The sequence below is a fragment of the Candidatus Omnitrophota bacterium genome (assembly GCA_021735655.1).
In the GTDB taxonomy this organism is placed as follows: domain Bacteria; phylum Omnitrophota; class Gorgyraeia; order Duberdicusellales; family 4484-171; genus JAHKAJ01.
In genome coordinates this window covers 36,731-51,884 of record JAIPGM010000004.1, presented here as the reverse complement: position 1 = coordinate 51,884, position 15,154 = coordinate 36,731, and the positions used below count along the sequence as shown (strand labels likewise).

Genomic DNA, 15,154 nt, shown 5'->3' with positions numbered 1-15,154 from the left:
AGCTATTCACTTGTTTGCAGGAAACCGGTAAGCGGAGAAGATGCTGATGCCTGTCCAGAGCTTTTAGTTGCGTTAAGATAAGACAGGCGGCCGGCACGGACTGCCAAGTTGAAGCTTTCAGCCATTTTAACCGGATCTTTGGCAGTGGCTATGGCCGTATTAACTAAGACCGCCGCACAGCCTAGTTCCATACAGTAAGCTGCTTCTGATGGATAACCAATTCCAGCGTCAACGATAATTGGTTCAGCAATTTCTTTAATTAGAATTTTGACTAATTCCGCAGTTTTTACTCCGCGTTTTGAGCCGATTGGTGAGCCCAGTGGCATAACTGCAGCAGCTCCGACCTCGATCAATTTTTTAGCTACTGATAAATCAGGGCTCATATAGGGCAGGACTATAAAACCTTCTTTGGCTAAAACTTCAGTAGCTTTTAAAGTTTCTAGATTGTCAGGCAGGAGGTGTTTATTGTCGGCGATTACCTCTAGTTTTATCCAATTTCCACAGCCAGCAGCTTTACTCAATCTAGCAATACGGATTGCTTCCTGGGCGTTTCTTGCACCAGAGGTGTTAGTCATAACTGTGCAGTTAGTTGGAATGTAATCAAGAATATTATCTTCTTTTGATTCTAGGTCAATTCGGCGCAAAGCAACGGTTGCAACTTCTGTTTTAGCCTGTTCTAAAACTTCCTTTATGATTGGTTTGTTGGGAAACTTACCGGTCCCCACGAAAAGGCGGTTTTTGATTTCTTGTCCGGCGATTATTAATGAATCCGACATTTAACCTCCTCCTACGAAGCTAACAAATTCAATTGAATCTCCTTCTTGAATTTGAGTACTTTTAAGATTGTCACGGGGAATAATCTTGAGATTTAACTCAACTACCATTTTTTCTTTATTTAGTTTTTTTTCACCGATAAGCTCAAGGAGAGATTTAGGGTTATCGATAATTTCTTTTTTCCCGTTAATTGTTATCTGCATTTTTTTTATATTTGGTTATCAGGCTTTTTAGCTGTTTCACTTTTTTTTCTATATCTTGACTTTCAGTAATTTCTCGAATCATAGCAATATTAGTTGCGCCCAGCTTTAAAACTTCTTCGATATTATTTGAGTTTATACCACCAATACAAACTAAAGGAAATTTTGATAACGATAAAGCTTTAGTTAAATCTCTAGTTCCAATTGAGTAGTTTTTAGTTTTAGTTTCAAATAATGGTCCAAAGGCAATGTAATTAATATCAAGCTTATTAGCTTGTTCTATTTGTTCTAGGGAATGGGTTGATAGGCCAATAATTTTATTCCTACCGATTAGTTTTCTTGTTTTTTCTACCGAGTATTTTTCTATGTCAGTTTGTCCTAGGTGCACTCCGTCAGCATCTAGCTCAGCGGCTAAATCCGGGTCGTCGTTAACAATAAATACTATATTCTTACTCTTAGCTAATGTCGAGAGTTTTTTTCCTAAGCTGACTAGCTCAGACCGGGCCATATTTTTATCACGTAGCTGGATAATATTTGCCCCGCCGTTAATGGCTAACCTCACTACTTCTAGGGTTTTTTTTGTAGCTGAGCGTTGCTCACCAGTAACTAAATATAAGTTGTAATTGCTAATGCTCTTCATTCCCCAGGGGTTAATTTTGATTATTATCCTTAATAATACCATATTTGGGCTACTTAGCAACTAGAAACAAGGTTTAAAAAACTTAAAATTTATCCTTGACAATTCTTAATAATATGGTATATTTTAATCTCTATCAAAGAGATTGCATTGATAGTGATTAAAAAAGGCGTTTGTGCGCCTATATTTTTTGAAAGTATTAGCTAGTATTTTGATAGAATAGGTAGTGTATAAAATACATTTTTATACTATTTAGTGAGTAAATGGAACATCCAAAACGATCTTTAGTCAAATCTTTAACTTGGCGGGTAATTGCTTTTTTGACTACGATAATTGCTATCTATATTTATACCAAAGACGTTAAAGAGTCATTGGTAGTGGGCATTGCCGCAAATACAGTAAAGATATTCCTTTACTATATACATGAACGAATTTGGAATAAGGTAAAATTCGGAAGAATTAAGGAAATAGAGTATCAAATCTAATTTAACTAACTCATTTTAAGGGTTAGTATCATTGAAGGAGGGGAAAAATGAGTTTGTTAGGCACACAAGACGATTTGAAAGTATTGGTTGAAACTTTAAATTTTAAGCAAAAGGTGGATCGATCCTTACAACTTATAAGAGAAGCATATGATAAATATGGTGATGGCCTGGTTGTTGCTAACAGTTTAGGTAAGGATTCAGTTGTGGTTTGGGATTTGGCAAAGAAGGTTGACCCAAAAATAAAAGGGTTTATTGTAACCACTCGGTTCAAGCCCAAAGAAACAGTTGAGTTTATGAATCAAGAAGTTGTCCGTTATCCGGAATTGGCAGTATATAAGAATGATTCAGAGATATCGCCCGAATTATACAATGTTGATCCTGATCAATGTTGTGAGGTTTTAAAGGTTGAGCCGGTGAAGAGAGCGGTGGATGAGATGAAAGTTACCTGTTGGGTTACTGGATTGCGTTGTACTGAGGGTCGAACCCGGACCGATTACAAGGAAGTTGAGGAACGCGATAAAGGATTGATAAAACTTAATCCGATTCTCATTTGGAAAGAAAGAGAAGTTTGGCAGTATTTAGCCTTATATGAAGTTAAGGTGAACCCTCTTTATAAGGAGGGTTATCGTTCTTTAGGTTGCTCTCCTTGCACCAGAATCACTAATGACGACAATGAGCGGGCCGGACGTTGGATTGGAACTAGCAAATGCGGTGGTGAGTGTGGAATCCACACTCGGCCGTTAAAGTCTAATTTAGACGGAGATGGGATATAAGTTAAAGAGTTTATGAATTATTTACCAGTTGCGCTTAAAATTAAAAACAAGAAAGCCATCGTGGTTGGCGGTGGTAAAGTAGGCCAGCGTAAAATTGAGGCTTTGCTTTTGGCTGAAGCCAGAATTACTCTGATTGCGCCTAAAGTCACAGTAGAGTTAAGAGAGTTAGCCAAGCAGGGGGCTATTGAATGGTTGGAGCGCAAAGCTAAAGAATCAGACATCTTCGGAGCAACTTTAGTTATCTCGGCAACCGATGATTCTTTCCTAAATGAACAGGTGAGCAATTGGGCTAAAGTCAAGGGCATTTCAGTTAATGTTGTAGACAAACCTCTTTTGAGTGATTTTATTTCACCAGCTGTTCTGCGAACGGAAAAAGCTTTAATCGCAGTGTATACTGATGGCAAGGATCCGGTTTTATCCCGAGATTTAAAAAATTATCTCAAGGAGAAGTGGGATGAATTTTTACTCTATCGCAATAGACTATAAGAATACACCTTTATCGCTAAGGGAACATGCTTGCCTGCGGCGTGATCAGATTGTACGGTTCTGGAAAGAATCAGTTTTTGAATCCGAGGTGCTATTTACTTGCAATCGAGTAGAAATTTATGGTCTTGCTGAAAACACAGAGCTATTAATAAAAGATATTGCAAATTTTAAGAGCCAGTTCCATCCGATTTTTGAAAAAGCCCACTTTATACAGGATACACAGGGTGTTATCCGTAAAGCTTTGAGGTTGGCTTGCGGTCTTGAGTCACAAATTGTCGGAGAAAGGCAAATTCTTGAGCAATTAGATTCTTGGGTTAGGAGGGATAGTTTTTCTTGGCCAATTAAGAATCTTTGGCGAGGAGTTTTAACTTCGAGCTACGATTTACGTCAACAGCTAGATTTATTCGGTAACGAAAACAATATTTCCGAGATTGTTTTAGAAGATCTTATTTTTAATACCGGATTAGCTAGTAAGAAAAAAGTGCTTATTGTCGGTACTGGAAAAATAGCTAAGATGTTTTCAGAAAGTAAATTTACTGATCTCGAACTATATTTTTTCGCTAAAAAGAAGATAAAAAAGGCTCAAAGTCTAGCTAGGAAAAATTCTGCCAAAGTTTTTCTACTAGATAATTTATCAGAAGAGCTTTTAGGGGCAGATTGTTTAGTGAGTGCAACTTCAAGCCCTCACCAGGTGCTGAGTAGCAAGTTATTAGTCAAGGTTATTCGGTTGCGTAAAAAGCCACTTTATGTTTATGATTTAGCTTTACCGCGAGATATAGATTTTGAGTTGACAAAAATTCCAGGCGTTTTTTTAAAAAACCTTGATTCGTTAAGTGATCTTTGCAAAAGACATAATCAATCTATGAGCAGCTATGTAAAATTAGCTGAAGCGGCCATAGAAGAACAGGTGTTAGCTATTAGGAGGCAGATTGATGATTCGCTATATCAAAATAGGAACTCGGCCGAGTTCGTTAGCGCTTAAACAGGTTGAGGAAGTTAAACAGCTTTTGCCGTTTTTTAACTTTGAGGTTGTTGTAATTAAGACTAAAGGGGATAAAGATAAAAAGACACCTTTGGCTTTTAAGGAAGGGAGTGATTTTTTTACCTATGAAATTGAAGCAGCTTTATTGAGTGGTGAAATAGATCTTGCTGTGCATAGTGCAAAGGATCTAGAAGATGAAATCCCTAAAAGTTTGATAGTGGCGGCGCTAACCAAATCTATAAGCCGGGCCGATTGTTTGGTCGTTCGTGGCAACTTTACCTTAGATACGCTGCCCAAGGGATCTCGAATAGGTACCAGTAGCAAAAATCGCAAACAAGCAATTTTAAATTATCGAGAGGATTTAGTTGCTTTGGATATTCGTGGTGACATTGAAGAACGCTTGGCCCAAGTTGATTGCGGAAAATATGACGCAGTTGTTATGGCTAAGGCAGCTCTAATCCGTTTGGGATTAGAAAAACGCATTTCACAAATTATTCCTTTTAGTATTATTGAACCACACCATTTACAGGGCCGTTTGGCAATTCAGCTATTTAGAAAAAGGGATGATTTATTGGAAATCATTCGGAGGCTAAATGTCAATTAACAATAATAAAGGAAAAGTATATATAGTTGGAGCTGGACCAGGAGATCCTGAATTGATTAGCCTAAAGGGAGTCAGGGCTCTTCGTACAGCCGATTGTGTTCTTTATGATTTTTTATCGGCTCCGGAATTATTAAGAGAAGTTCAACCGTCTTGTGAGAAGATTTGTGTTGGTAAAAGTGACGGTTTACATTTAAAAGAGCAAAACCAAATCAATCGGCTTTTATACAAGAAGTCCTTGGCTTTTAAAACGGTAGTTCGGCTTAAAGGGGGGGACCCTTTTATTTTTAGCCGGGGAGCTGAGGAAGCAAGGTATCTTAATTTAAAAAAAGTTAACTACGAAATTATTCCCGGGATAACTTCAGCTTTGGCAGGGCCTTTAAGTGCTGAAATCCCGCTTACAATAAAAAATCGAATTTCATCGGTGGCCATTTTAACTGGCAGAAAGAAAGACAAAAAAGCTTTGATAGATGCCCCTGATTGTGAAACCTTAGTTTATCTTATGGCCGTAGCTAATATTGGAAATGTAGTTAAAGCTTTGCGCAAGTCCGGTCGAAAAGATACAGTACCTTGCGCTTTTATTGAACGGGCAACTACAAAAAAGTCGCGGATTTTACAGGCAACAATAGGAACTATTGAAAAAAGATCTAAAAAATCGAAAATTAAACCACCGGCGGTTTTAATCGTTGGTGAAGTAGTTAGAGAGAGAGTGAGGCAATTTAGAAATGATAAAAGAAAGTAATAAGTTTAATTTATCGCTTTCAAAGTTGATCTATCCTTTGTTTGTAAAAGAAAAGGAAGGTCCGGCCGATGAGGTTAAGTCAATGTCAGGAGTTTTTAAATATTCTTTAGAAGCCTTAAAGGATGAGCTGGTTAATCTTGATCATCTTGGGATTAGGAATATTTTACTTTTTGGTCTGCCAGTTCAAAAAAGTTGGCGAGGAAAATCAGCTTGGGAGAGTAATTATTTTCTTTGCGAGGCTATAAGTTTTATTAAGTCTCGTTATCCTAGTTTTACTATTTTTACTGATATTTGCTTGTGTGCTTATAGTTCACATGGTCATTGTGGAATAGTTCTGGAGGGTCAAGTCGCCATTGATAATACCCTAACTCTTAAAGCTCTTGCGGCAATGGCACTTTTACATGCAAAAGCTGGCGCTGATTTTGTTTGTCCTTCAGCAATGGCCGAGAATCAAGTTCGGGCAATTCGCAATAAGCTTGATCAAAATGGTTATAATCAGGTTAAAATTATGGCTTATTCAGCAAAGTTTGCTTCTCAATTTTATGGTCCTTTTCGTGAAATCGCTGATTCAGCTCCGCGTTTTGGAGATCGTCGAGCCTATCAACTTGATTATCATGATCGAGAAACTGCCCTAGAGAAGATAAGACAAGATATCAAAGAAGGAGCAGGCATTGTAATGGTTAAGCCGGCTTTAGCTTATCTGGATATAATTGTTCAGGCTAAAAGGCAATTTAATTTTCCTTTAGCTGTTTACAATGTAAGTGGTGAATATGCCTTGGCTAAGCTTGGCGCCCAACAGGGTTTTTGGTCGGAGGAAGACTTTGTGTTCGAACTTATTGGAGCAATCCAGCGTGCGGGAGCAGACTATATAATCAGTTACCATGCAGCTGATATTGCTTATTGGCAAAAAAAATATGAACAAGAAAGAATATTACTCAGAGAACAGTCAGTTGTTTAAAGAAGCCAAACAGTTTTTAGTTGGCGGAGTGAATAGTCCGGTACGGAGTTTTTCCTATGTCGGCGGTGAACCGGTATTATTAAAGCAAGGCCATGGTTCAAAGATATACGACTATGAAGGTAGAGAGTTTATTGACTATTGTTCATCTTTTGGTGCAATGATTTTGGGTCAGGCTCGTCCAGAAGTGGTTGAAGCAGTTAGAAATCAATTAACTAAAGGGTTTGGTTTTGGCGCAACTCATCAAAGTGAAGTTGAGCTTGCCCGAACCATTAACGCAGCAATCCCGGCTATCGAAAAGATCCGTTTTGTTAATTCAGGGACTGAAAGCTTAATGAGTGCGGTTCGTCTAGCTCGTGGCTACACTCAAAGAGATAAAATAGTTAAGTTCAAAAACTCTTATCATGGCCATGCCGATTATTTATTGGCTGAAGCTGGTTCGGGCTTGGCAACCGGACAGATTCCTTTAAGCAAAGGTGTACCGCTTGAGTTTATAAAACATACTTTAATTGTTGATTATGGTGATACCGAAGCCTTGAATAGCATTTTTAAGCAGTACGGTAAGTCAATCGCTGCAGTTTTGGTTGAACCAGTCGGTGGAAATTACGGAGTAACCCTTCCGGATATAGAATTTTTGAAAGCTTTGCGGTTGATTACTGAAAAGCATGATAGTTTGCTTGTCGCCGATGAGGTGATTACCGGTTTTAGGTTTAACTTTGGTTCTTTTTTACAAACTGTTGGCATAAATGCTGATTTAATCTGTTTAGGAAAGATTATTGGTGGTGGTTTACCGATTGGTGCCTACGGTGGCAGCTCTAAGATTATGAATTGTTTAGCTCCTCAGGGAGAGGTCTATCAGGCGTCAACTTTTTCCGGTAATCCAATTGTTATGCAAGCCGGCATTGCAACCTTGAGAATTTTGAACCAGGAAGCTAAAAATTACGAAATAATTAACCAGTTCGCTAAGCAGTTTTGTGATTCGATAAGTAAATATGCTGTTGCTAATGGTATAGATTTAAAGATAAGTAGATATCGATCAATGTTTAGCTTTAAGTTTTCCGACAGGGCTTTGTTTAGTTTATTTTATCGGTCTGCTTTGGAGCAAGGGGTTTACTTTGCCCCTTCGGAATATGAGGCAAATTTTTTATCTTTTGCCCATAGTTCAGCTGATATTGCTAAATCAATAATTTCGGTTAAAAAGACTTTAAGTTGTTTTGTAAAAAAAGAGGTTAGCTAATGAAGGATAAGATAGACCTAGATGCTTTAAAAAAGAGAGGGTTTTTGAAGGCCCGAGAAGATGGCTATTTTACTTTACGTACAAGGATGCTTGCCGGTAACTCTTCAGCTGAGCAGCTAGAGAAACTTTCTCAGATTTCTAAAAAGTATGCTAGGAGTTTTGTTCATTTTACAGTTCGTCAGTCAGTAGAAATTCCTTTTATTCGTTTCGAAGACATTGGGAAAGTGGAGAAAGAGCTAAGACTCGCTGAAATTAAAGTTGGAACTTCTGGCCCGCGACTTAGAGTTACAACTGTTTGTCCGGGTAATAACTGGTGTAAGCGAGGTTTGGTTAATACCTTTTCTCTTTCTGAAAGAATAGAAAAGGAGTTAAATATTGTTTGCGGATTGGATCTACCGCATAAATTTAAAATTGCGATTTCCGGTTGTCCTAATCGTTGCACTCGATCCGAAAGTTCTGAAATTGGTATACACGGTGAGATTGACCTTAATCATTCTGAGAAAATAGTTGGCTATGCTGTTTATTTGGGTGGCTGTGGAGGGAGAACTCCCCGGTTGGGATTCAAGCTAGGTAAAATTTTTACCGAAGATGAGGTGCTTTCTTTAATCGAGAAGGTAGTTAATTTTTTCAAAGATAATGCTAAACCCAGGCAAAGATTGGCTCTTTTAATCGAAGAGATCGGTCGTGATAACTTCCTTGACAAATTAGGGGTCAGTAATAGAATTTGATAATACCTATGGTGGTGATTATCTTACTAGTAATTAGGAGAAAAAAATGAAAATTTCAGCTCGTAGTCGATATGGAACTCGGTTGATGCTGGCCTTAGCCTTGGCCTGCGATAAGGGGCCAGTTTTTTTAAAAGACATTGCCCGGAAGGAAGATATTTCTGAAAAGTACCTTAGTCAGATCATTATTCCTTTACGGACCCAAGGGTTAGTTAATTCTTTTCGTGGAGCCCACGGTGGCTATTCTTTAGCGAAAGCTCCCGGAGAGATAACGGTTAGAGAAATAGTGGAAATTCTTGAAGGTGGCTTAACTTTAATTGATAATTTGCAAGATGATAATAGTCTTCAACCAGCCTCAGTATCAATTGTTCGTCAACTTTGGGATGAGACCGGAAATAGTATTATCAAGGCTTTGGATTCAGTGACTCTTGAAACTTTAGTTAAACGATATAATGATAAGAATGCTAAGAGTGTTTTTATGTATAATATTTAAACTAGAAAAGGGTTGTCATGTCAAAAAGAAAAATAATAAAAATTGATTTGGATAAATGCACTGGTTGCGGAGATTGTATCCCTAATTGCCCCGAAGGGGCTTTACAGCTTATTGACGGAAAGGTTCGTTTGATTAGTGATCTTTTTTGTGATGGCCTAGGGGCTTGTATCGGAAGTTGTCCGGTAGATGCAATTACCATTGAGGAACGGGAAGCTGAAAAATACGACGAAAGAAAAGTAATGGAGAATATTGTAAAGCAAGGCGCAGGTACTATTAAAGCTCATCTTGAACATTTGAAGGTTCACGGAGAAGGAGGATACCTTAAACAGGCCTTAGAAGTGTTAAAAACAAAGGGCATAGAAATTCCTGAAGGTTTTGCGGTTGCTAAAGATAAGCTTGTGGCGGCGCATCAGGGTTGTCCGGGGATGCGAACGATGGATTTTTCTGATAAGCCAGACATAGGAGAAGTGTCAGGAGAGCAACCGTCAGCTTTAAGGCAGTGGCCGCTTCAATTACATTTGGTATCACCCCGAGCGCCATATTTTCAGGGAAAAGATGTTTTGCTTTCGGCTGATTGCGTAGCTTATACCTTGGGTAATTTTCATTCCAAATATCTAGTTGGGAAATCTTTGGCTATTGCTTGCCCTAAATTAGATACGAATAAAGAGGTTTATTTAGAAAAGATAAAAATTTTGGCTGATGAGGCAAAAATCAATACTTTAACTGTAATGATTATGGAGGTTCCTTGCTGTGGTGGTCTCTTGGCTTTAGTAAAAGAAGGGTTGGGCCAAGCCCAAAGAAAAGTACCGTTGAAATGTGTAGTGGTAGGCATTAAAGGAAATATTGTATCTGAGGACTGGGTAAGTTTATAAAATAAAATGAAAGCAGTAGGATTATTCTCTGGCGGCTTAGACAGCACCTTGGCGATTAAGGTCATTTTGGAACAGGGCATTGAGATAGTTGCTTTAAATTTTATGAGTCCTTTTTGTCGTTGTCAGCGAGGAGAAGGTTGTGGATCGGTGATCGATCAACGGGCGAAAGAGCTAGGGGCAAGCTTTAGGTCAATGTACCTAGGGGATGAGTATTTAGAAATTGTAAGAAATCCTAAGCATGGTTATGGTAAAAATCTTAACCCTTGTATAGATTGTCGAATTTTAAAACTTAAGAAAGCTAAAGCCTTTATGCAGGAAATAGGTGCTTCTTTTATTATCACCGGGGAAGTTCTCGGGCAGCGGCCAATGTCGCAGCATCGCCAAGCTTTGAATTTAATTGAAAAGGAATCTGGTTTGGAAGGTTTGATTTTACGACCGCTCTCAGCAAAACTTTTCGCTCCGACTTTGGCTGAAAATAAGGGTTGGGTTAATAGAGAGGCTTTGCTGGAAATTTCCGGTAGAACCAGAAAGCCGCAGATAAAGTTAGCAGCTCAGTTAGGAATAAAAGATTATCCCTGTCCGGCCGGAGGTTGTCTTTTAACTGATTCTGGTTTCTCTAAAAGGTTAAATGATTTAATTAAGTATGATATATTTACTATTAAAGATATTGAATTTTTAAAGACTGGAAGATATTTTAGGATTAATCCTTACTTTTCTTTAACTGTTGGTCGAGATGAAAAAGAAAACGATCGATTAGTTAATATTTGCAGCAAGGAAGACGTTGTCTTCGAACCACTGACTGAGCCAGGTCCGGTAGCTATTGGCCGGGGACGCTTAGATAGTGAAGCTAAAGATATCTGTGCTAAGATCGTTGCTAGGTATACCACTAAGGATAAAAAAATTAAGGTAAAAATAAAGATACCTGCTGATAAAGAAGAGTGTCTTGCGGCAGAAGCCATAGAAGAAAGGGAATTAGGTAAATTAAGAATTAACTAAGGGAGGTAATAAAATGACAAAAATCGATTCAAAATTAAAACCGGAAACGTTAGCCCTTCATGGAGGCCAAGAGGCTGACCCGACAACTGGTGCTAGGGCCGTGCCAATCTATCAAACAACCTCTTATCAGTTTAAAAGCACAGATCACGCTGCCAATCTTTTTGGTCTAAAAGAGTTTGGTAATATTTATACTCGGCTGATGAATCCAACTAACGATGTTTTTGAGAAAAGAGTAGCCGCCCTAGAGGGCGGAGTTGCTGGTCTAGCTGCGGCCAGCGGCCAATCAGCAATAACTTTATCTTTGCTGAATATTGCTCAAGCTGGGGATGAAATAGTTTCAGCTGACAATTTATACGGTGGAACCTACACTCTTTTTCACTACACTTTTAAAAAACTGGGGATTAAGGTAAACTTTGTGCCATCTGATGACTTAGATGCTTTTAAGAAAGCAATTACTCTTAAAACCAAAGCAATTTATGCTGAGTCAATTGGGAACCCCAAGCTTAATGTAACCGATTTAGAGGGTCTTTCTAAAATTGCTCACGATAATGGAATCCCTTTGATTGTCGACAACACCGTATCGCCTTACATTTTGAGACCGATAGATTTTGGTGCTGATATAGTAGTCTATTCAGCCACGAAGTTTATTGGCGGACACGGAACATCGATTGGCGGAGTAATTGTTGATTCAGGAAAATTTGACTGGACCAGAGGAAAATTCCCTTTAATTGCTGATCCTGATCCTAGTTATCACGGCATAAACTTTGTTGAGGCTTTAAAACCGATGGGTAATATCGCCTATATTATTAAAGCCAGAGTTACTCTGTTGCGTGATCTTGGGCCGGCAATGTCGCCATTTAATGCTTTTCTCTTTTTGCAGGGTCTTGAAACTTTGCATTTGCGCATGCCCAGGCATTGCGAGAATGCATTGAGTGTTGCCCAGTATCTTGAGAAACATCCTAAGGTAAGTTGGGTGAACTATCCCGGCTTAGACTCTAGTTCCGAGAAAAAAAGAACCGATAAGTATTTACCTAAGGGTGCCGGAGCAATAGTTGGTTTTGGAATTAAAGGCGGTGCTGAATCAGGTAAAAAGTTTATCGATGCTTTAGAGCTTATTTCACATCTTGCTAATATCGGTGATGCTAAGAGTTTAGCTATACATCCGGCTTCAACAACTCATCAGCAGCTATCAGCCGAAGAACAGTTAGCAACCGGAGTTACTCCTGATTATGTGAGGCTTTCGGTGGGCACTGAGCACATAGATGATATAATTTCCGATATCGAACAGGCATTAAAAAAGAGCAGCTAATAACTAAGGAGGTTATTGTGGCGAAAATATTAGATGATATTACGAAAACTATTGGCAATACTCCTTTGGTGAAAATCAACCGTTTGGCAAAAGATACCCAGGCTACAGTATTGGCAAAATTAGAATCTTTTAATCCACTTTCCAGCGTTAAAGACAGAATTGGCGCAGCAATGATTGCGGATGCTGAAAGTAAAGGTTTAATCAAGAAGGGTTCGGTTATAGTAGAACCGACTAGCGGAAATACTGGGATAGCTTTAGCTTTTGTTTGTGCTGCTAAGGGCTATAGATTAATTCTTACCATGCCTGACACAATGAGTATTGAGCGTCGGCAACTTCTTGAGATTTTTGGAGCAGAATTAGTATTGACTGAAGGAGCTAAAGGCATGAAGGGGGCTGTTGAAAAGGCAGAAGAAATTGCAAAAAACACTCCCAACAGTTTTGTACCTCAACAGTTTAATAATCCGGCTAATCCCGAGATTCATAGAATTACAACAGCCGAAGAAATTTGGGAAGCCACTGGCGGAAAAATTGATATTTTTATTTCCGGGGTTGGTACTGGAGGCACAGTAACCGGGGTAGGCGAAGCCTTAAAGAAAAAAAATAAATCTTTAAAGGTTATCGCCCTTGAACCAGTTGAGTCAGCGGTTATCTCCGGTGAAAAACCAGGTTCGCATAAAATTCAGGGAATCGGTGCCGGGTTTATCCCGGAAGTTTTAAATCGAGAAATAATCGATGAAATTATAAAGGTGTCCCATGTTGATGCCGGTAAAGTTGCTGGCCTTTTAGCTAAGAAGGAAGGAATTTTTGTCGGTATATCCAGCGGAGCAGCAATGTGGGCGGCCCTAGAGGTAGCCAAGCGTAAAGATTCCTCAGGAAAAACAATTGTGGCAATTCTACCCGATACTGGCGAAAGATATCTTTCAACCTGGTTGTTTAAGGGCTAAGAATAAAGGCCTTGAACAATGTTTGCTCTTGTGGTCTAATAATCTTTAGTCAGATTAAGTAGTAAATCTAGTAAATTATGAGCAAAAATGCTAAAAATAGCTTAGGAATTATTGAACCGCAGAGTTTTACTTTTGCTGATCAGTCTGATCAGCTTAAGCTAGCTAATGGGGGAGAGCTAGGCCCGATTACTCTTTGCTATGAAACTTATGGGGAATTAAATTCAGCTAAAACCAATGCCGTTCTAGTTGCCCATGCTTTAAGCGGTGATGCTCATGCGGCTGGTTTTCATCAAGGAGACGAAAAACCCGGCTGGTGGGATATAATGATTGGCCCGGGCAAAGCTTTTGATACCGATAAGTATTTCATAATTTGCTCTAATGTTCTTGGTGGCTGTAAAGGCTCAACCGGGCCTTCTTCAACTAGCCCTAAGACCAATAAACCTTATGGTATTGATTTTCCGATAATTACCATTGCTGATATGGTCGCGGCTCAGAAGAGACTTATAGATTATTTAGGCATTAAGAAGATACTTTGTGTTACTGGCGGATCAATGGGTGGTATGCAAGTCTTACAATGGGCAGCTTCTTATCCGGAAGTCATCTCATCGGCAATTCCTATAGCTACGGCCTTAAAGCATTCTCCTCAGCAAATAGCTTTCGATGAGGTTGGGAGGCAGGCGGTAATGGCTGACCCAGATTGGCTTGAGGGTAATTACTACGGAAAATCTCAGCCTCAGAGGGGTTTGTCTGTTGCTAGGATGATCGGTCATATAACTTATATGAGCGATGAGTCGATGGAGAAGAAGTTTTCCCGTAAACTTAAAGAAAAAAACTATAGCTTTAGTTTTAAGACTGACTTTGAAGTTGAAGGATATTTGAGATATCAAGGAGATAGCTTTGTAAAGCGCTTTGATGCTAACAGCTACCTTTATATCACTAAGGCTATGGACTATCTTGATTTGTCAGAAGGGAAATTAGTGGCGAAGAGTAACAAAATTGATACTCGCTTCTTAGTTATTGCCTTTAAGTCAGACTGGCTCTATCCGCCTTATCAGTCTAGAGAGATAATTCAGCAGCTTAAAACTCGACAAGTTGATGTTACTTATTGTGAAATAGAGTCAACCTATGGCCACGATGCTTTTTTGCTGGAGGTTGACGAACAGACCCGTTTGGTTAAGAATTTTTTGAGAAAGACCTATGATTTGGTGAAAAATGGATAAGATACGTTTGGACCATAGGATAATCTATAAGATTGTTAAACCCGGAGCTAAGGTGCTTGATCTTGGCTGCGGCAATGGAGATCTTTTGCATTTTTTAGTCAAAGAAAAGAAAGTAAAAGCACAAGGCATTGAGCTGGATGAGAGAGGTATTTATAATTGTGTTGAGAAGGATTTAAGTGTATTCCATGGCGACATTGAAACAGGGCTTTCTGGATATCCGGCTAAAGCTTTTGATTATGTGATATTGAATCAAAGTATGCAAGAAATTAAAAAAGTCGACTACGTAGTGACTGAATCTTTGAGGATTGGCAAAGAAGTAATTGTTGGCTTTCCCAATTTTACCTATTTTCCGGCCCGCTTTAGAATTTTCTTTAGAGGAAAAGTTCCGATAACCGCTTCTTTACCTTACCATTGGCATGATACACCCAATGTTCATTTTTTGAGCATTAATGACTTTAAAGACTTCTGTGTTGAAAAACAGATAAAGGTTTCTAGTGCCTTTTATCTTGGCAAAAGGAAGTTAGTAAAGTTTTTCCCCAACCTTTTCGCTTTAAACGCTATTTTTTTGGTTACTAAGGATTAAGCTTGTAAGACCCTTATTCTCAAGGAGTTATGAGCGGAAAATATTTTAATATCATCTTGACATACCATAGGGGGGTGTGGTATCATAGAGTTGGCTATTGGGCTAAGGTCTAATTTACAGTCTTGCCTAGACTAGGCATA

General features: G+C 38.9%; 19 protein-coding genes. 16 read left to right on the top strand and 3 right to left on the bottom strand.

The window, feature by feature from the left end; translation table 11 throughout:
• Nucleotides 1-2: 2 nt before the first annotated feature.
• The 3 genes from K9L86_04430 to thiE are packed head-to-tail and all read right to left on the bottom strand — an operon-like array spanning nt 3 to nt 1,614.
• Nucleotides 3-776, bottom strand: a complete 774-nt coding sequence (locus K9L86_04430; GenBank protein ID MCF7908100.1) for a thiazole synthase — start codon at nt 774-776, stop codon at nt 3-5.
• Nucleotides 777-977 (bottom strand): sulfur carrier protein ThiS, encoded by a 201-nt coding sequence (thiS, locus tag K9L86_04425; protein MCF7908099.1) that lies wholly within the window; start codon nt 975-977, stop codon nt 777-779. It lies immediately after the preceding gene.
• Nucleotides 961-1,614: a thiamine phosphate synthase gene (gene thiE, locus K9L86_04420; GenBank protein MCF7908098.1), complete on the bottom strand. Its 654-nt coding sequence runs from the start codon at nt 1,612-1,614 to the stop codon at nt 961-963. The genes thiS and thiE overlap by 17 nt, the downstream gene beginning before the upstream one ends.
• A 260-nt stretch (nt 1,615-1,874) precedes the next feature.
• On the opposite strand from thiE, the gene K9L86_04415 reads away from it, so the two are divergent.
• From K9L86_04415 to metW, 16 genes are all read left to right on the top strand, one after another.
• Nucleotides 1,875-2,096 (top strand): DUF2061 domain-containing protein, encoded by a 222-nt coding sequence (locus tag K9L86_04415; protein MCF7908097.1) that lies wholly within the window; start codon nt 1,875-1,877, stop codon nt 2,094-2,096.
• A 47-nt stretch (nt 2,097-2,143) separates the two neighbouring features.
• A complete protein-coding gene (locus K9L86_04410) occupies nt 2,144-2,869 on the top strand; it encodes a phosphoadenylyl-sulfate reductase (protein ID MCF7908096.1) in 726 nt (241 codons plus the stop codon).
• A gap of 12 nt (nt 2,870-2,881) precedes the next feature.
• On the top strand, nt 2,882-3,355 hold the full coding sequence (locus K9L86_04405; protein ID MCF7908095.1) for a bifunctional precorrin-2 dehydrogenase/sirohydrochlorin ferrochelatase: 474 nt from the start codon (nt 2,882-2,884) through the stop codon (nt 3,353-3,355).
• Nucleotides 3,324-4,337, top strand: coding sequence for a hypothetical protein (locus K9L86_04400; protein MCF7908094.1), 1,014 nt, complete (start codon nt 3,324-3,326; stop codon nt 4,335-4,337). Before K9L86_04405 ends, K9L86_04400 begins: the two co-directional genes overlap by 32 nt.
• The gene (gene hemC / locus K9L86_04395) at nt 4,288-4,941 is read left to right on the top strand and encodes a hydroxymethylbilane synthase (protein ID MCF7908093.1); all 654 of its coding nucleotides are present in this window, start codon (nt 4,288-4,290) and stop codon (nt 4,939-4,941) included. Before K9L86_04400 ends, hemC begins: the two co-directional genes overlap by 50 nt.
• A complete protein-coding gene (gene cobA / locus K9L86_04390) occupies nt 4,931-5,680 on the top strand; it encodes a uroporphyrinogen-III C-methyltransferase (GenBank protein ID MCF7908092.1) in 750 nt (249 codons plus the stop codon). The genes hemC and cobA overlap by 11 nt, the downstream gene beginning before the upstream one ends.
• Nucleotides 5,664-6,638, top strand: coding sequence for a porphobilinogen synthase (hemB, locus tag K9L86_04385; protein ID MCF7908091.1), 975 nt, complete (start codon nt 5,664-5,666; stop codon nt 6,636-6,638). The genes cobA and hemB overlap by 17 nt, the downstream gene beginning before the upstream one ends.
• Nucleotides 6,595-7,872 (top strand): glutamate-1-semialdehyde 2,1-aminomutase, encoded by a 1,278-nt coding sequence (locus K9L86_04380; GenBank protein ID MCF7908090.1) that lies wholly within the window; start codon nt 6,595-6,597, stop codon nt 7,870-7,872. Before hemB ends, K9L86_04380 begins: the two co-directional genes overlap by 44 nt.
• Nucleotides 7,872-8,600, top strand: coding sequence for a hypothetical protein (locus K9L86_04375; protein ID MCF7908089.1), 729 nt, complete (start codon nt 7,872-7,874; stop codon nt 8,598-8,600). The genes K9L86_04380 and K9L86_04375 overlap by 1 nt, the downstream gene beginning before the upstream one ends.
• Nucleotides 8,601-8,646: 46 nt before the next feature.
• On the top strand, nt 8,647-9,090 hold the full coding sequence (locus K9L86_04370) for an Rrf2 family transcriptional regulator (GenBank protein ID MCF7908088.1): 444 nt from the start codon (nt 8,647-8,649) through the stop codon (nt 9,088-9,090).
• A 17-nt stretch (nt 9,091-9,107) separates the two neighbouring features.
• Nucleotides 9,108-9,962 (top strand): 4Fe-4S dicluster domain-containing protein, encoded by an 855-nt coding sequence (locus K9L86_04365; protein ID MCF7908087.1) that lies wholly within the window; start codon nt 9,108-9,110, stop codon nt 9,960-9,962.
• Between the two features lie 6 nt (nt 9,963-9,968).
• Nucleotides 9,969-10,958 (top strand): hypothetical protein, encoded by a 990-nt coding sequence (locus K9L86_04360; protein MCF7908086.1) that lies wholly within the window; start codon nt 9,969-9,971, stop codon nt 10,956-10,958.
• Between the two features lie 13 nt (nt 10,959-10,971).
• Nucleotides 10,972-12,267 carry a homocysteine synthase gene (locus K9L86_04355; protein ID MCF7908085.1) on the top strand — a complete coding sequence of 432 codons (1,296 nt, stop codon included), beginning with the start codon at nt 10,972-10,974 and terminating at the stop codon, nt 12,265-12,267.
• 17 nt (nt 12,268-12,284) lie between these two features.
• Nucleotides 12,285-13,211 carry a cysteine synthase A gene (cysK, locus tag K9L86_04350; GenBank protein MCF7908084.1) on the top strand — a complete coding sequence of 309 codons (927 nt, stop codon included), beginning with the start codon at nt 12,285-12,287 and terminating at the stop codon, nt 13,209-13,211.
• A 77-nt stretch (nt 13,212-13,288) separates the two neighbouring features.
• Nucleotides 13,289-14,431 carry a homoserine O-acetyltransferase gene (locus K9L86_04345; protein MCF7908083.1) on the top strand — a complete coding sequence of 381 codons (1,143 nt, stop codon included), beginning with the start codon at nt 13,289-13,291 and terminating at the stop codon, nt 14,429-14,431.
• Nucleotides 14,424-15,014: a methionine biosynthesis protein MetW gene (metW, locus tag K9L86_04340; GenBank protein ID MCF7908082.1), complete on the top strand. Its 591-nt coding sequence runs from the start codon at nt 14,424-14,426 to the stop codon at nt 15,012-15,014. Before K9L86_04345 ends, metW begins: the two co-directional genes overlap by 8 nt.
• Nucleotides 15,015-15,154: the final 140 nt, after the last annotated feature.